This window comes from Arhodomonas sp. AD133, from assembly GCF_051195215.1.
Classification (GTDB): Bacteria; Pseudomonadota; Gammaproteobacteria; order Nitrococcales; family Nitrococcaceae; genus Arhodomonas.
Window position 1 is genome coordinate 1 of record NZ_JBNAZM010000021.1, and the last position, 16,278, is coordinate 16,278.

17 protein-coding genes and 1 other RNA gene are annotated in these 16,278 nt (G+C 67.9%); 10 read left to right on the forward strand and 8 right to left on the reverse strand.

All coding sequences use genetic code 11. The annotated features are described in order from the left end of the window. Positions 1–69: 69 nt before the first annotated feature. The gene (gene lgt, locus ACPEES_RS12770; protein WP_435103883.1) at positions 70–873 is read right to left on the reverse strand and encodes a prolipoprotein diacylglyceryl transferase; all 804 of its coding nucleotides are present in this window, start codon (positions 871–873) and stop codon (positions 70–72) included. Between the two features lie 12 nt (positions 874–885). Next, a complete protein-coding gene (locus ACPEES_RS12775; protein WP_435103884.1) occupies positions 886–2,091 on the reverse strand; it encodes a class I SAM-dependent rRNA methyltransferase in 1,206 nt (401 codons plus the stop codon). Between the two features lie 174 nt (positions 2,092–2,265). Here ACPEES_RS12775 and ACPEES_RS12780 point away from each other — a divergent pair, with 174 nt between their 5' ends. The 3 genes from ACPEES_RS12780 to argA all read left to right on the forward strand — a co-directional run bounded on the left by ACPEES_RS12780 (position 2,266) and on the right by argA (position 5,491). Beyond that, a complete protein-coding gene (locus ACPEES_RS12780; RefSeq protein WP_435103885.1) occupies positions 2,266–2,922 on the forward strand; it encodes a TIGR04211 family SH3 domain-containing protein in 657 nt (218 codons plus the stop codon). A gap of 92 nt (positions 2,923–3,014) precedes the next feature. Continuing rightward, entirely contained in the window at positions 3,015–4,175 is a 1,161-nt protein-coding gene (gene argE, locus ACPEES_RS12785; RefSeq protein WP_435103886.1) for an acetylornithine deacetylase, read from the forward strand. Continuing rightward, entirely contained in the window at positions 4,172–5,491 is a 1,320-nt protein-coding gene (argA, locus tag ACPEES_RS12790; RefSeq protein WP_435103887.1) for an amino-acid N-acetyltransferase, read from the forward strand. Before argE ends, argA begins: the two co-directional genes overlap by 4 nt. Position 5,492: 1 nt before the next feature. Here argA and ACPEES_RS12795 read toward each other — a convergent pair whose 3' ends face one another. The 5 genes from ACPEES_RS12795 to ACPEES_RS12815 form a co-directional block, all read right to left on the reverse strand. Then, the gene (locus ACPEES_RS12795) at positions 5,493–5,966 is read right to left on the reverse strand and encodes an EVE domain-containing protein (protein ID WP_435103888.1); all 474 of its coding nucleotides are present in this window, start codon (positions 5,964–5,966) and stop codon (positions 5,493–5,495) included. A gap of 217 nt (positions 5,967–6,183) precedes the next feature. Beyond that, complete coding sequence (locus ACPEES_RS12800; protein ID WP_435103889.1) at positions 6,184–6,810, reverse strand: 5-formyltetrahydrofolate cyclo-ligase; 627 nt, start codon at positions 6,808–6,810, stop codon at positions 6,184–6,186. Between the two features lie 106 nt (positions 6,811–6,916). Next, positions 6,917–7,107: non-coding RNA, 6S RNA (gene ssrS, locus ACPEES_RS12805), on the reverse strand. Positions 7,108–7,381: 274 nt separating this feature from the next. After that, positions 7,382–7,720, reverse strand: coding sequence for a cell division protein ZapA (locus tag ACPEES_RS12810; RefSeq protein ID WP_435103890.1), 339 nt, complete (start codon positions 7,718–7,720; stop codon positions 7,382–7,384). Positions 7,721–7,722: 2 nt separating this feature from the next. Next, complete coding sequence (locus ACPEES_RS12815; protein WP_435103891.1) at positions 7,723–7,938, reverse strand: TIGR02449 family protein; 216 nt, start codon at positions 7,936–7,938, stop codon at positions 7,723–7,725. A gap of 269 nt (positions 7,939–8,207) precedes the next feature. Between ACPEES_RS12815 and ACPEES_RS12820 the strand changes: the two genes are divergently transcribed. The 4 genes from ACPEES_RS12820 (at position 8,208) to ACPEES_RS12835 (ending at position 12,621) form a co-directional block, all read left to right on the forward strand. Then, positions 8,208–8,792: a UPF0149 family protein gene (locus ACPEES_RS12820; protein WP_435103892.1), complete on the forward strand. Its 585-nt coding sequence runs from the start codon at positions 8,208–8,210 to the stop codon at positions 8,790–8,792. A gap of 96 nt (positions 8,793–8,888) precedes the next feature. Then, positions 8,889–10,193 carry an aminopeptidase P N-terminal domain-containing protein gene (locus tag ACPEES_RS12825; RefSeq protein WP_435103893.1) on the forward strand — a complete coding sequence of 435 codons (1,305 nt, stop codon included), beginning with the start codon at positions 8,889–8,891 and terminating at the stop codon, positions 10,191–10,193. Beyond that, positions 10,190–11,422: a 2-octaprenyl-6-methoxyphenyl hydroxylase gene (gene ubiH, locus ACPEES_RS12830; RefSeq protein ID WP_435103894.1), complete on the forward strand. Its 1,233-nt coding sequence runs from the start codon at positions 10,190–10,192 to the stop codon at positions 11,420–11,422. Before ACPEES_RS12825 ends, ubiH begins: the two co-directional genes overlap by 4 nt. Beyond that, positions 11,419–12,621, forward strand: coding sequence for a UbiH/UbiF/VisC/COQ6 family ubiquinone biosynthesis hydroxylase (locus tag ACPEES_RS12835; protein WP_435103895.1), 1,203 nt, complete (start codon positions 11,419–11,421; stop codon positions 12,619–12,621). Before ubiH ends, ACPEES_RS12835 begins: the two co-directional genes overlap by 4 nt. A gap of 13 nt (positions 12,622–12,634) precedes the next feature. Here the strand turns inward: ACPEES_RS12835 and ACPEES_RS12840 are convergent, their stop codons facing one another. Next, positions 12,635–13,861 carry an ABC transporter substrate-binding protein gene (locus tag ACPEES_RS12840; protein ID WP_435103896.1) on the reverse strand — a complete coding sequence of 409 codons (1,227 nt, stop codon included), beginning with the start codon at positions 13,859–13,861 and terminating at the stop codon, positions 12,635–12,637. 251 nt (positions 13,862–14,112) lie between these two features. Here ACPEES_RS12840 and gcvH point away from each other — a divergent pair, with 251 nt between their 5' ends. The 3 genes from gcvH (at position 14,113) to ACPEES_RS12855 (ending at position 16,261) form a co-directional block, all read left to right on the forward strand. Then, positions 14,113–14,502: a glycine cleavage system protein GcvH gene (gene gcvH / locus ACPEES_RS12845; protein ID WP_435103897.1), complete on the forward strand. Its 390-nt coding sequence runs from the start codon at positions 14,113–14,115 to the stop codon at positions 14,500–14,502. 214 nt (positions 14,503–14,716) lie between these two features. Next, complete coding sequence (gene tpx / locus ACPEES_RS12850) at positions 14,717–15,220, forward strand: thiol peroxidase (RefSeq protein WP_435103898.1); 504 nt, start codon at positions 14,717–14,719, stop codon at positions 15,218–15,220. Between the two features lie 102 nt (positions 15,221–15,322). After that, positions 15,323–16,261, forward strand: a complete 939-nt coding sequence (locus ACPEES_RS12855; RefSeq protein WP_435103899.1) for a carbohydrate kinase family protein — start codon at positions 15,323–15,325, stop codon at positions 16,259–16,261. The last annotated feature ends 17 nt before the right edge of the window (positions 16,262–16,278 follow it).

A 16,278-nucleotide genomic window follows, 5' to 3' on the forward strand; every position in this document is an offset into this window, starting at 1 on the left:
GCCGGCGCGAACGCGTCTTGCCCCCGGGCCGCTGTGGTGCTCTGACGTATGACAATACTTCTGAGAAGATTAGTAACTTGAAACTCTCCGCGCGGCGCCACCGCGGTAGGTCCACGCCAGAAAGGCCACTCCTGCCACGATCATCGGCAGCGTCAAGACCTGCCCCATCGTCACCCAGCCCCAGGCAAGATAGCCGATGTGGGCGTCGGGCAGGCGTACGAGTTCCACCAGGAAGCGGAAGACGCCGTAGCCGAGCAGGAACATGCCGGCGACGGCGCCGGTGGGCCGCGGACGGCGGCTGAACCACCACAGGATCGCGAACAGCGCCACGCCCTCGAGGGCGAACTCGTAGAGCTGGGACGGGTGGCGCGGTGTCGGGCCCATGGGCGGGTAGACCATGCCCCAGGGCAGGTTCGTGGGCGCGCCCCACAGCTCGCCATTGATGAAGTTGCCGATGCGTCCGGCGGCGAGGCCGATGGGCACCAAGGGTGCGACGAAGTCGCTGATCTCCATGAACGTCCGGCCGATGCGCCGGGCGAACAGCCATACGGTGATCAACACGCCAATGAGCCCGCCGTGGAACGACATGCCGCCTTCCCAGACGCGGAACAGGGATAGGGGGTCATCGGCGAGCTGGGCGCTGCCGTAGAAGAGCATGTAGCCGAGCCGTCCGCCGACGATCACGCCGATGGCGACGAACAGCACCAGGTCATCCATCTGCTCGGGACGAATCGGCCGCCACGACGCCCGGGCGCGCATGCGCCCCAGCCACCACCCTCCGAGGAAGCCCACCGCGTACATGAGGCCGTACCAGTGAATGGCGACCGGGCCGATTTGCAGCGCGATGGGGTCGATGTCCGGGTACGTCAGCATCGTGGTGTTCCTTCAAGGGCTGGAGTCGGCGTGGAGTACCCGGGCGAAGATCGCTTTGATGTAACGCGTCTCGGGAATCGCCGGGTGCACGGGGTGGTCCGGTCCCTGCTGACCGAATGCCGTGACCTGGAGGCTACGGTCCAGGTGGCGGGCGGCGCCGAGCAGAGTGCGCAGGAAGTCCTGCTCGTCGAGATGCGCCGAGCACGAAGCGGAGACGAGCAGACCGTCGCGGGCGAGTACCTGCATGGCTGCCTGGTTGAGGCGGCGATAGGCCGCGAGGCCGTTACGCCGGTCCTTGCGCCGCTTGATGAACGCGGGTGGATCGGCGATCACCACGTCGAAGCGTTCCCGGTCCTCGCGCAATGCGGTGAGTACGTCGAAAACGTCGCCGCAGGCGACATCCACCCGGTCGCTGACGTTATTGGCTTCCGCGTTGTCCGCCGCGGCGTCACAGGCTTCCCGGGAAGCGTCCACGGTGAGCACCGCGTCGGCACCGGCGCAGGCGGCCTCGATGCCCCAGGCGCCGGCGTAGCTGAACAGGTCGAGCACGCGCCGGCCGCCCACCCAGGGCAGCACCGCGGCGCGGTTGGCGCCATGGTCGTAGTACCACCCGGTTTTCTGCCCGGTCACGGCTGGCACGGTGAAGTGGGCGCCGTGCTCCATGACCGCGAGCGTCTCCGGGCCTTCCTCGTCCGCCCAGGCCACATAGCGTTCCAGGCCCTCGAGCTCGCGCATCGGGCTGTCACACCGCAGCAGGATGTGTGCCGGGGCGATGACGCGTTCCAGCGCGGTGACGATGGCCTCGCGCACCTGCTCCATGCCGGCGGTGTTGATCTGTACCACCGCCGTGTCGCCGAAGCGGTCCACCACGAGCCCGGGGAGACCGTCGCCCTCGCCGTGGACGAGGCGGTAGTAGGGGGTCGCGTACAGGCGCTCGCGCAGGGACAGTGCCACTTTGAGGCGATGTACCAGCAGCGACTCGCCGAGGGCGTGCTCGGTGCCGCGGCCGACCAGGCGAGCACAGATCAGCGAATGCGGGTTGGCGTAGCCGCAGCCGATCGCGCGGCCATTGTGGGCGCGAACGATTACCGGTTGCCCGGGCGTGAGGGCGGTGAGCGGCGATCGTGCCGTGTCCACCTCGTTGCTGAACACCCACAGGTGTCCGGCACGCAGGCGGCGGTCTTCGCCCTTTTTCAGGAACAGATCGCTATCGGTCATGGCGTCGCGCGGTTGTCGGCGGGGGGGCTATTGTGCCTGTCCCGGTGGTATGAGCAACAGCCCACGATGGTCACCGGGGCCGGGCCGGCGCCCTGCCTGGCTGTTATCCGAAGCCGGCCATCGGCTACAATCCGCGGTCTCGAGGGGGCCCATTGACCGTTATGGAGTGCATCCGTGCGACAGGCGTTCCGCGCGATTGTCATCGTCTTGCTGCTTACCGTGGCCTCGGCCTCCTTTGCTGCGACGCGTTACGTAACCGATGAGTTCCGTATCAATCTGCGTAGCGGCCCGGGCAACGGTTTCCGGATCACGGAGCTGTTGACCACGGGCACGCCGCTGGAGCTGCTCGATAGCCGTGATGGCTGGACCCAGGTGCGTGCGCCGGGCGGCCAGACGGGCTGGGTGCCGTCGCAGTATCTGAGCAGCGAGCGCCCTGCCGCCGAGCGGCTCGACGAGGTGGCCGCCGAGCTCGAGACCGTGCGCGAGCGCAACCAGGCGCTCAGCCAGAAGCTCACCCAGACCGAGCAGGCGTTGCAGCAGGCCGAAGGGCGCATCGATTCGCTGTCCGGCTCGCGTGAGGCGCTTTCGCAGAAGCTCGATGCCGCCCGCCAGGGCCTCGAGCTCTCCGAGGAGAACAAGCGCCTGAAGAAACAGGTCATCGATCTGGAACGGCGGATCCAGGACCTCGTCAACGAAACCGAGCGTCTCTCCGACCGCAGCCGCCAGGACTGGTTCCTGGTGGGCGCCGGGGTACTGTTCGCCGGTATGATCGTGGGCATCATCATTACCCGTATCCGCTGGCGACGGCGATCGAGCTGGGGCGATCTCTGATCGCCGGGCCGCGTCGCGGTCCGGCCCATCCTTGCGGCGGAGCACGACTCGTCGCAGTCTGAGTTCACCATCATCCATTGCGAGGAGGGCTCATGGCCGCTCTGCCCAGCCTCAGGCAAATGATCGCCGAGCTCGTGGCACTGCCATCGGTGAGCAGCGTCAGCCCGCAGCTCGATCAGGGAAACCGTGCCGTCATCGACCGGCTCGCCGAGTGGTGCGAGGCGCTCGGGTTCGCCGTGGACATCTGTCCCCTGCCGGGGGAGCCGCACAAGGCCAACCTGGTCGCGACCCTCGGGCGCGGCGAGGGCGGGCTGGTGCTCGCCGGTCACACCGATACCGTGCCGTACGACGGTGATCTGTGGGCCAGCGATCCGTTTACGCTGACCGAGCGGGACGGCCGCCTCTACGGGCTCGGTACCAGTGACATGAAGGCGTTCCTCGCCCTGGCGCTGGAGGCGGCCCGCACGGTGGATCCGGCGAAGCTCGCCGAGCCCCTTGTATTGCTGGCCACCGCCGACGAAGAGTCGGGCATGGCGGGGGCCAAGGCGCTTGCCGCGGACGGGCGTGCACCCGGGCGCCACGCGTTGATCGGCGAGCCCACGGGCTTGCGCCCCATCCGTCTGCACAAGGGCGTGATGATGGAGGCGGTGCGCATAACCGGACGCTCCGGGCACTCCAGTGACCCGAGTCTGGGCATCAACGCCCTGGAGGGGATGACCCGGGTGCTCAATGAGCTCCTGGCATGGAGGGACGAGCTCGCCACACGTTATCGCGACGTGCGTTTCGAAGTACCACAGCCGACGCTCAATCTCGGGCATATCCACGGCGGGGACAATCCCAACCGGATCTGCGGGTCGGCGGAGCTGCACTTCGATGTCCGGCCGTTGCCGGGCATGGAGCTCGCCGTGCTCCGCGCCGAGGTGGAGCGGCGACTTCGTGACGTTCTCGACGATTACCCCGGCGAGATCGCGGTGCGTTCGCTCTTCCCGGGGCAGCCACCACTGGAGACGCCGGAAACCGCCGAGCTGGTCGGGGCAGCCGCCGAGCTCACCGGTCATGAGGCCGGGGCGGTGGCTTTCGGCACGGAAGGGCCCTGGCTGCGTGATCTGGGCATGGACGTCGTGGTGCTCGGGCCGGGTGATATCGCCCAGGCGCACCAACCCGACGAGTATCTCGCCATGGACCGGCTCGACCCTACGGTGGCGCTGTTGCGGCGCTTCATCCAGCGCTTCTGTCTGGAGCCCCGTGCATGAGCGAGGCGCTGACGGAACTGGTCAAGGTCTTTCGTCAGGGGGCGCCGTACATCAATGCCCACCGTGGCGCCACCTTCGTGATCGCCTTCGGGGGCGAGGCCGTCGCCGATGGCACGCTCGCCTCGCTCGTGCATGACGTGGCCCTGCTTAACAGCCTTGGCGTTCGCATCGTTCTGGTGCCCGGTGCCCGTCCCCAGGTGGAGCGGCGCCTGGCGAGCCGCGGGGCGGAGATGCATTATGTCGCCGGCCGGCGCGTCACCGACGATACCGCCCTGGAGTGCGTGCGCGAGGCCGTGGGGGAGGTGCGTCTGGAGCTGGAGGCACGGCTGTCCATGGGGCTCGCCAACTCGCCCATGGCCGGGCTGCGGGTTCGCGCCGCGTCGGGCAACTTCGTCATGGCGAAGCCCTACGGCGTGCACGGAGGCGTGGATTATCTGCACACCGGCGAGGTCCGCCGGGTGGACGCCGACGCCATTCACCAGCGCCTCGAGGACGGTGCCGTCGTGCTGGTCTCGCCACTGGGTTACTCCCCCACCGGCGAGGTCTTCAATCTCTACAGTGAGGATGTGGCCTTCGCCACCGCGCGCGCGTTGCGTGCCGAGAAGCTGCTCTATCTGCTCGACGGCCAGCGGGTGGTCGACGACAGCGGCAAGCTGGTGCGGCAGATGACCACGGACGAAACCCGCGGTTACCTGCGCGATCGTGAGGGGCTGTCCGAGGAGCTCACCCGGCTGCTCCGGGGTGCCGTGGAAGCATGCCACGGTGGCGTGCGTCGCGTGCACCTGCTCGACCGCGCCCGGGACGGTGCGCTGCTCATGGAGCTGTTCACCCGTGACGGCGTGGGCACGCTCATTACGGCACAATCGTTCGAACGTACGCGCCGGGCGAGCATCGAGGACGTGGGCGGCATTCTGGCGTTGATCGAGCCACTGGAGCGTGACGGCACACTGGTGCGCCGCTCCCGGGAGCGTCTGGAGAGCGAAATCGCCGATTTCACGGTCATGGAACGGGAAGGCACCATCGTGGCTTGCGGTGCCCTGCATCCCATGCCGGATGCGGCGATGGCCGAGCTTGCCTGCTTCGTGGTGCACCCGGAGTATCGCTGCGGTGCCCGGGGCGACCGCCTGCTCGCACGCCTGGAGGCGGAGGCCCGGTCACGCGGGTTCGAGGCGCTGTTCGTGCTCACCACGCGCACCGCCCACTGGTTCCAGGAGCGTGGTTTCGAGCGCGTGCCTGCTGATGCGCTGCCCGGCAGTCGCCGGGCGATGTACAACTACCAGCGCAACTCCCGTGTGTATCTGAAGCGCCTGGCCTGACTCACTCCACTGTCGCGCGCTCCATGTCGAGGATCGCCTGCCACTGCGCCTCGCTCACCGGCATGATGGACAGGCGGTTGCCACGCTTGACCAGGGGCATGTCGGCCAGCGCCGGATTCGCTTTGAGCTCGGTCAGCGGTATGACCCGGTCGAGCTTGCGCTTGAAGCGTACGTCCACCATGTACCAGCGCGGGTTGTCGGGGTCGCTCTTCGGGTCGTAGTACTTGGAGTCCGGGTCGAAGGCGGTGTGGTCCGGGTAGCCTTCGCGGACGATCTCCATGATGCCGGCGATGCCCGGCACCTTGGTGTTGGAGTGGTAGAAGAAGGCCAGGTCGCCTTCGCGCATCTGGTCGCGCATCATGTTGCGGACCTGGTAGTTGCGCACGCCGTCCCAGTGATCGGTCTGGCCAGGCTCCGCGGCCAGGTCGTCGATGCCGTACACGTCGGGTTCGGACTTCATCAGCCAGTAGCTCACGGCGTTTCCTCCTGCGGCGGATGGACGGCGATTCTCGCACGTCGCCGGCACTGTCGCTAAGCGATGCTGGCGGGCGTGGGTACGGCACGTCCTGTGCGCTGCAGACCATCGACGCGGCTGCCCCGGGATAGGGCTGGCCACCGCGGGATGCATTCGCCGGTGGGGCGGACGGCCCTGACCGGCCTTCCGGGTCGTCGCCGGGTTGATGCGGAGCGCGCTAGTGGCCGCGCAGGGGAAAGCGTCGGAGGGCCTCGGGCGTGAGCACACCCCACAACGGCACGTCCCAGGGCTCGGTGGAGAGCGAGGGCACCTGCTGAAACGCATGTGCGATGCCGATGAGCCGGGGATGATGCCAGCGTCGACGACGGTGGAGGAACGCGAAAGTGCGGTCGTAGAACCCCCCGCCCATGCCGAGACGGTTGCCCGTGGCGTCGAAAGCCACCAGCGGCGTGAGCACGACGTCCAGGTGCCGTGCGGGACGTCGCGGCGCGTCTGCGGGCGGTTCGGGGATGCCGAACCGATTGTCGGTCAGGCGCTGGCCGGGCCACCACTGGCGAAACGACAGGGGCGCTCCGGCCGCCGTGACGACGGGGAGATAGATCTGGCGACCGGCACGATGGGCGGCATGCATCAAGGGCCAGAGGTCGGGTTCGCCATCGGCGCTGGCAAACGCGGCGAGGTGACGGACGTTCCGCCATAGTGGTGCGCGGGTCAGCGCCCGAAGCAAACACTGTGCCGCGCGCCTTTGCATGCGCTGGGGCAGTCGGCGCCGCGCCCGCCGCATTTCGCGGCGAAGCTCCTGGCGGGAGCCGCCCGCGGCGGCGGTGATGTCAACGTCGCTCATGCGGCTCATGGAATCCGGTGTCGCGCTCGCCTGCGCGCGCAGCTCGCGGCCGCCGCAGCGCCTGCGTTCCGACCGCCCGGGCGGGTGATCGGCGGAATTCATAAGGACACCCCCCGCCTGGTGCCGTGCGAGCATCGCCCTTGAACCCTTCGGTTCAGGTGGGGACGGCGAGCGACCCTTTAGGCTTTCCGCAACATGGCGGACGTGCACACCAGTGCCGCTACGCGTATGTCCCCTAGGCGACTAAGTGTCGGCTCAAGAAAACGTATGGCTCGCTCTCGAACACCGCAGGGGATGTCACGACATTATCTTGCCGGAGGCCGGGGGCTGACGTCCAGTACGGGGAGCGGGCGAGCTCACGAGTTGCGACAGGACGCGCAACGCCGGGTCAACGCCGGGTCAGGATGCGGTACATCCGTGCCCCACGAGGCATCCGCCCGGAGTTGGCGCCGGTTCGAATAGGACTCCGGCAGCGATGACCGATCGTCAAGGGGGCGGGGATTCGCGGCCAGCCGGGGCTGCGTCCCGTCCCGTTACATCACGACATCACGCGCCCGCGAAGTGGGTTGCGTCAGCTCTCGTTATCGGGGGCCTGGCGTCCGTAGCCGAGGGCGGAATCGCTCTCACGGTCGAGTACCCGTGCGATGCGGCGCTCCAGGCTTGCCACGCGGCGCAGGGCCTGGTCGTCGTCGCTCACCCGGCGGCGTTCGACGAGCAGATCGCTGGCAATGTTGAGTGCCGCCATGACCGCGATCCGCTCGCTGCCGACGATCTTGCCCGAGTCACGGATCTCGCGCATGTGGCGGTCGAGATAGGCGGCGGCCTCCAGCAGGCTGTCACGTTCCTCCGGCGCGCAGGCGACCAGGTACTCGCGGTCGAGAATGCGCACCTTGACCGGTTCCTCGCTCATGGTCAGTGGCTCTCCATGGCCTTGAGGCGGCTGATCATCGCCTCGATACGCGAGCGAGCGTGCTCGTTTTTCTCCAGCAGATGAGCGCGTTCGGCGTTGAGCGCCTCCTGCGAATCGCGCAGCATGCGATTCTCCTCATGGAGGCGTTCGCACAACGCGAGCAGCTCGTCGACGCGCCGCTCCAGCCGGTCGATGTGTTCGGTAAGGGAATCAGACACCTGGCAGGCTCCCGGATGACTCGCTGCGACTATAGAAGCGGGCGCAGGGAGGGTCAACGCGATGATAGGATATGGGCGTGCCGATTGCCTCGAAGGCAATGGGCCCCGGCCCGCGTCGCCGGATTGTGGCGCAGCGGCCGGCTCGGAGGTCGTGCGCGGCGGTTGAGCGGACGGCCGTGTCCATGCCGTTGCCTCCGAGAAGCTCAGTGACGATCACGTGGTCCCGGATGTCTCGCCGGGAACCGGCCGACCCTGGCGGAGTCAGACCGATGCCCGATATAGAACTCTACCACGAGCTCGACGACGCACTCGCCGCCGTCGAAGCGGAGACCACCGCTGCCGAGGCCCACGGGATTCTCTGCGGCATGTTGAGCGGTCCCGGGGAGGCACAGCAGGCGCGCTGGATCGCCCAGGTACTCGAGGACGCGCATGCCCGCGGCGATGCCGCCAAGGCGTGCCTCACACTGCTCACGCAGCTGTTCACCGATACCACCGAGGCCATGGACGACGAGGATCTGCGTTTCGAGCCGCTGCTGCCGGCCGAGGATGCGCCAATCGGTGAGCGCGCGGCGGCACTCGGACGCTGGTGTGAGGGGTTTCTCCTCGGCATCGCCCTCGGCGGCATTTCCGAGTCGGGCGACCGGCCCAGGGAAATGGACGAGGTGCTCTCCGACTTCGCCGAAATCGCCCGGGTGGAAGACGATCCCGAGGCGGATGAAGAAACCGAGACGGCCTACGCCGAGCTCGTGGAGTACGTGCGTATGGGTGCGCTGCTTGTCCAGGAACACGCCAACGCGCCGCGCCGTGCGCCGCAGAGCACAGACCGCAACGGCACGGACAAGCGCCTGCATTGACCAGGGCCCGTCGCGGCGCCCCGGGCGCGCCGTGCCGGGGATAGCCGACAGCCCCAGACCACGGGCCCCGCTGGCGGGGTCCAACCGGGAGGTGACATGGAATCGAGCGAGTTCGCGCGGCGTCGCCGCGACCTGATGCAGAGCATGGGCGACAACGGTATCGCCATCCTGCCCGCGGCGCCGGAGCAGCGACGCAATCGCGACGTTTTCTACCCGTATCGCCAGGACAGCGACTTCTGGTATCTCACCGGCTTCGGCGAACCGGACGCGGTGGCGGTGCTGGCGCCCGGACGCGAGCAGGGGGAATACATCCTTTTCTGCCGCGAACGTGAGCCCGAGCGGGAGATCTGGGACGGCGAGATCGTCGGCCAGCAACGCGCGGTGAGCGACTACGGTGCCGATGACGCCTTTCCCATCGATGATATCGACGAGATTCTGCCCGGCCTCATCGAAGGGCGGGAGCGGGTTTACTGCACGCTCGGGGCGAACGCGGAGTTCGACGCGCAGTTCATGGGCTGGATCAACCAGGTGCGTGCCCGTGTGCGGGCCGGCGTTCGCAGCCCCGGCGAGTACGTCGCCCTCGAACACCTCCTCCATGAGCAGCGCCTCGTGAAGAGCGCCGCCGAGCTCAAGGTCATGCGCCGCGCCGCCCGTGTCGCGGCGCAGGCGCATTGCCTTGCCATGCAGGTATGTCGCCCCGGGATGCGGGAGTACGAGATCGAGGCGGAATACCTGGCCGAATTCAGGCGCCACAACGGCGAGCCGGCCTATCCGTCCATCGTCGGCGCGGGCGCCAATGCGTGCGTGCTCCACTACATCCGGAATGACGGCCAACTGCGCGATGGCGACCTGCTGCTCATCGATGCCGGCGTGGAGCTGGAGAATTACGCGTCCGACATCACCCGAACCTTCCCGATCAACGGGCGCTTCAACGCGGAGCAGCGAGCGGTCTACGAAGTCGTGCTCGCCGCCCAGCATGCGGCGATAGAGGCCGTCCACCCGGACAATCACTGGAATCGCCCCCACGAGGTGGCCACCGAAGTCCTGGTGGACGGCATGCTCGAGCTCGGGCTGGTCAGTGGCGAGCGTGGGGCGATTATGGAGTCCGGCGACTACCGGCGGTTTTTCATGCACCGCACCGGCCACTGGCTTGGGCTGGATGTGCACGACGTCGGCGATTACCGCGTGGATGGCCAGTGGCGTCAGCTCGAGCCCGGGATGACGCTCACTGTCGAGCCCGGCCTCTACATTCCCCCGGGAAGCGAGGGGGTGGACGAGCGTTTCCACGGCATTGGTGTGCGCATCGAGGACGATGTCGTCGTCACTGGCGACGGTTGCGAGGTGATGACCGCCGATGTGCCCAAGCGCATCGACGAGATCGAGGCGCTGATGGCCGGATGAGCGATTACGATCTCATCATTGCCGGCGGCGGCCTGGTGGGGGCGAGCCTCGCCGCCGCACTGCGAGGTACCGGGGCGCACGTTGCCGTGGTCGAGGCGGTGCCGCCCGGGGCGCCCGGGCAGCCGAGCTTCGATGAACGCCAGACCGCGCTGGCGCCGTCGAGCCGGCGTCTGTTCGAGGCGCTGGGGCTGTGGCAGGCGATCGCTGCCGAGGCGAGCGTAATCCGCAGTATCCACGTCTCCGAGCGTGGCGGCTTCGGCTTCACCCGCATGCATGCCGAGGCCGAGGGCCTTGATGCTCTCGGCCACGTCGTGCCGAACCGGGTGCTGGGCGCCGTGCTGCAGCCGGCACTGGCGAAGGCCTCCGACGTGGACTGGCTTGCGCCGGCGCGGGTGGAGTCCGTGAACGCACCGGCCGATGGGCCCGTTCGCGTTCACGTGACCGCCGAGGGCGAAGACCGCACGCTCACCGGCCGGTTACTCGCCGTGGCCGATGGCGCGGAATCACCGATACGTCAGGCACTGGGTATCGGCCTGCGCAAACGGGATTACGGGCAGAGTGCGGTGGTTGCCAATGTGTGCGCGGAACGCAGCCCTGCCGGTCGCGCTTTCGAGCGTTTCACCCGCTCGGGGCCTCTCGCCCTCCTGCCCGCCGGCAGCGGCCGAATGGCGCTGGTCTGGACGATGCCTCACGCCGAGGCCACCGACATTGCCGCCCTGGACGAGGCCCCCTTTCTCGCCGTTCTTCAGCGGCGTTTCGGTTGGCGTCTCGGACGACTGCAGGCCGCCGGCGAGCGATCCGTCTACCCCCTGCGGGCGGTCAGTGCCGAGCGCATGACCGCCGGCCGCGCCGTGGTGCTCGGCAATGCCGCCCATACGCTGCATCCGGTGGCCGGGCAGGGTTTCAATCTCGCCCTGCGCGACGTCGCCGAACTCGCCGAGCGGGTGACCACCACGGTCACTGCCGATGGCGATTGCGGTGGTCCCGGGCTGCTGGCGGGGTATGCAGCCGCGCGCCAGAACGACTATCGCCGGACCTTTGCGTTCACGGATCTGCTGGTGCATGCGTTCTCCAACCGCCTTCCCGGATTGACGCTCGGGCGCAACGCCGCACTGCTGGGCCTTGACCTGTTTCCCGGGGCCCGTCGCTACCTCATGCATCAGGCCATGGGCCGCGCCGGTCGCCAGCCGCGCCTCGCCCGTGGGCTGCCTCTCGTGGAGTCGCCATGAAAGGATCCCGCTACGACGTCGTTGTCCAGGGGGCCGGCATGGTGGGCCTGGCGCTGGCGGTAGCCGTGGCTCGCAGCGGCGCTCGCACCGCGCTCGTGGACAGAGTGCCCGCACAACAGTGGCGCGGTGGCGAGGTGCGCCAGCGCGTCTCCGCGCTCAATGTCGCCAGCGAACGCTGGCTACGCAGGCTGGGCGTGTGGGATGCTATTACCGACGTGCGCGCCGGACGTTTCGAGGCGGTCAGCGCGGAAGACGGCGAGGGCGGGGCCCGCGTGCGTTTCGAAGCGGCGGACGTGGGCGAGCCGCACCTGGGCCACATCGTCGAGAACGAGCTGGTGTGTGCCATGCTCGCCCGTGCCGCGGAGCAAGCCGGCGTGGATCGGTTCGCCCCTGCGGCCGTCGAGCAATGGCGTCCTGCGGGGCAGGCGCTGGAACTCGGGCTCAGCGACGGTCGCCGGTTCGCTACCCGGTTACTCGTGGGCGCGGACGGCGCGTCGTCGGCGATACGCGAGCAGGCCGGTATACACGCGCGTCGAGCCGATTACGGCCAGGAGGCGGTCGTTGCGACGGTGACCACCGGCGCCCGGCATGATGGTGTTGCCCGCCAGCGCTTTCTGCGCGGCGGCCCGGTCGCGTTCCTGCCGCTCGCCGACGGACGGTGTTCCATCGTATGGTCGCTGCCGCGGTCGGAGGCGGAGACCGTGACCTCGCTCGGCGATGAGGCGTTCATCGCCATGCTTGCGGAGGCCGCTGGTGATCTGGTGGGCGGTATCGAGGCGAGCGGCCCGCGCGCGCGTTTCTCCCTTGCGCGGTTGCACGCCGAGCGCTATGTCGGCGAGCGGCTGGCGCTGGTCGGGGATGCTGCACACGTCATCCATCCGCTGGCCGGCCAGGGCGCCAATCTGGGGTTGCGCGACGCCGCGACGCTGGCCGACGAGGTATCCGCCGCCGTTGACCGTGGCGGTGACCCGGGCGGGGTGGCGCGCCTGCGGCGCTTCGAGCGCAGGCGCCGCGGTGACAACCTGCTCATGCAGATTGCCATGGATGCCTTTCACGAAGCGTTCACCCGCCACGATCCCGCGCTGGTGGCCGCCCGGGGTTTCGGGTTTCGCCTCACCGAGCGGCTTGCGCCGGTGCGCCGCCGATTCATGCGGCAGGCCATGGGGCTTGCCGGCGAGTTGCCGCTCGCCATGCGGTGAGCCCGCGGGGATATCAGTCGACCAGCGGGCAGCCGCTCTCCTGCGGAGAGCGGAACGCCTGCTGGCCGGGCACTGTCCCCGTGATTTCGAGATAGTCCCGTGCCCGCTCGATCTTGGTGGGTTGTTTGACCTGGACGAGCAGCATGTCGTGGCGCATGCGGCTGTTGATGAGAACCTCGCCGTCATCGGTGAACACACCGTCGTCCACCGGGCGTTCCCGCATGGCGGCCATGACTGCCTTTGGGGCATCCGTCCCGGCTGCCTCCACGGCTTCCAGATAGTGCAGAGTCGCCGAGTAGACGCCTGCCTGCGGCGAGGTCGGGGGAGCGCCATGCTTGGCCTGGAAGCGCTGGGACCACTCGCGCGCGGTGGCGTTGCGGCTCCAGTAGAAGCTCGTTGCGAAGCGCAGTCCCGCGGTGACGTAAATGCCGAGCCGCCGGATGTCAGTGGTGTAGAACTCGATGGCGACGGGGGCGATACCGTCGCGGCCCAGCCCCTGCTCGTAGATCTGGCGAATGGCGAGCTGCAGGTCCTCGCCGGCGTTGGCGAGTCCGATCGCCGAAGCGTCGCTATCACCGGCTTCCGCCACTGCCTGGGTCATTTCGTCGCGGTTTGCCGGGTACGGTACCAGCGATTCGCCCACCACTTCGCCGCCGTTGGCGGTAACCACGTCGGCGACCTGCTGCTGAACATCGTGTCCGAAGCTGTAGTCCGCCGTGATGAAATGCCAGCGTTTGGCGCCGTCGTTTACCAGGCCGGCGGCGATGGAATGGGCGAGCGCGTAGGTGTTGAACCCCCACTGCACCGCCAGCGGCGAGCACTCCTCGCCGCTGAAGAACGCGCTGCTCGCGCCGCTGTGCAGGGTGATGATGTCGTGCCGCTCGGCAAAGCGTTGCACGGCAATGGCCGCGCTGGAGGATGACAGCCCGACCACCATGTCCACGGGCGTGTCGGCATTGACCTCCCGCAGTTGTGCCACCGCCGTGTCGGCGTCGAGCCCGGAGTCGCGGACGACGATCTCGACGTCGGTACCCGCCGCCTCACCATCCGTCTCCGCCGCCGCCATCTCCGCGGCGACGACCGATCCCTGGCCGCTCCAGTCCGAGTAAATGCCGGTGAGATCGGTGAGCACCAGGATGCGCACCGTGCCATCGTCGGCGCCGGCGGCCTGCGCCGTGACTAGCGGGCCGAGGAGCCCAAGCAGCGCCATCGACCGGGTCATTCGCATCAGCCGCTTCATCGCGTTACCCCCTGCATTGCTTGCGCGATCGCATCCTGTCGATCCAGCCGTGGCGCCGGCGCATTATCGTTCATGCTGCGGTGACTGCCCACGACGTTGGACCGAAGGATATCCCACCGCGTCAATACGGTGCGAGGGGGGCGCTGCGATGAAACGTCACCTGGTCAACAATGGTACGCTGATGAGCCGAAAATTTCGCTGACGCTGCGGGGACCCGGGGCGGTTTCCGCATTCGGTTGGGAGGATGATTCATGAGCGAAGTCCCGAACGATCTGAGATATACCCGAAGCCACGAGTGGGTCCGCCCTGGTGGCGACGGTGATGTGACCATCGGCATTTCCGATCACGCCCAGGAGTCGCTCGGCGACCTGGTGTTCGTGGAGCTGCCCGAGCCCGGTGCTGTGGAAGCCGGTGCCGCTGTCGCCGTGGTTGAGTCGGTCAAGGCCGCATCCGATATCTACGCCCCGATGGCCGGTGAGGTGCTCGAGGTCAACGAGCGGCTCGCGGATACCCCGGAGCTCATCAATCAGGATCCGTACGGCGAGGGTTGGCTGTTCAAGCTGCGGCCGGCGAGCCCCGACGCTGTCGAGGAGCTGATGGACGCGGACGCCTACCAGAAGGTGCTCGCCGAGGAGGAGTAGCACGCCGGGGGCGACAGTAACAGGGTGCGGCCGGTTGATCCGTGACCGAAGCGACGCCAGATCGCGAGTCATGGGTTCATCGTGACGGCGGCGGCTGCGGTCTCCCGTGAATCGCTGCAACCGCTGTCCCGGCCCGTGACCCGGGTGGGTCCGGGCCTGCAGGGAATGACACATGCCCGTATCGGGCTCATGCCAAACCGACCAGGAGGTTCTCATGGCGACCGTGACGTTTCAGGGCAACCCCGTGCGCCTGTCCGGCGAGCTGCCGGCGGTGGGTGCCAAGGCCCCCGACTTTCGTCTGACGACCGGCGAGCTCGGTGATGTGGGGCTGGCCGACTTCGCTGGCAGGAAGAAGGTGCTCAACATCGTGCCGAGCCTGGACACCCCCACCTGCGCGGCGTCCGCACGGCAGTTCAACCAGCGCGCCACCGAGCTCGGAGACACCGTCGTGCTCACTGTTTCCGCCGATCTTCCGTTCGCGCAGGCGCGTTTCTGTGAAGCCGAGGGCATCAGTAACGTGCGGCCGCTGTCGATGATGCGCGATCGCCAGTTCGCCCGCGATTACGGTGTGCTCATCGAGGACAGCGCCCTCGCCGGTCTCGCCGCCCGGGCAGTGGTTGTGCTCGATGCCGACGACCGGGTGATCCACTCGCAGCTCGTGCCGGAAATCGCCGACGAGCCTGACTATGACGCCGCTCTGGCCGCGTTGCGGGGGTGATCCGCAGGCGCCGCCGCGGTGCGAATTCGCCGCGGCGGCTTGCTCTTCGCGTCCAACTGTGGTCACGTGTGGCGCCCGTTTTGGCGAAAGAGGGAGCCCTGCATGACCGCGATCATCAGCGGATCCGTGGCCTTTGACACCATCATGGTGTTCAAGGATCGTTTCGCGAATCACATTCTGCCCGATCAGGTGCACATCCTGAACGTGGCGTTCGTGGTTCCGGAAATGCGGCGTGAGTACGGCGGTTGCGCCGGCAACATCGTCTACAACCTGCGATTGCTCGGTGAGACGGGTGTGCCGCTCGCCACCGTGGGTGCGGACTTCGGCTCGTACTCCGACTGGCTCGAGCGCTGGGAGATTCCGCAGACCTACGTCAAGGTCCTCGAGGATCACTACACCGCCCAGGCCTATATCACCACCGATCTGGACGACAACCAGATCACCGCTTTCCACCCCGGTGCCATGGGCGAGGGACACCAGGTCAAGGTGCCCACGGACTATCCGGACCCCATCGGCATCGTTGCTCCCAACGGCCCGGACGCTATGGTTCAGCACGCCGGGCAGTTCCACGAGGCCGGTATCCCGTTCATCTTCGATCCGGGGCAGGGTCTGCCGATGTTCGACGGCGATGCGCTGCTGCGGTTCATCGACCAGGCGACCTACGTGGCCGTCAATGACTACGAGTCGCGCCTGATGCAGGAGCGCACGGGGCTCGATCTGGAAGGCATCGCCGCCAAGGTGGATGCGCTGATCGTCACACGCGGCGGCGAGGGGTCGTGGATCTATACCGGCGGTGAGCGTCTGGAGATCCCGGCGGCGAAGGCCGAGCAGGTCGCTGACCCCACTGGCTGCGGCGACGCTTATCGCGCCGGGCTGCTCTTCGGCCTGGGGCGTGGTCTGGACTGGCGAACCATCGGCCGTATCGCCTCGCTGATGGGCGCGATCAAGATCGCTGCCTCCGGCACCCAGAATCACCATTTCGATCTGGAGGGCTTCCGCGCTCGCTACGAGGCGGAGTTCGGCGAGGATCTGCCGGTCTGAGCTCTCCCTCCGGGGTC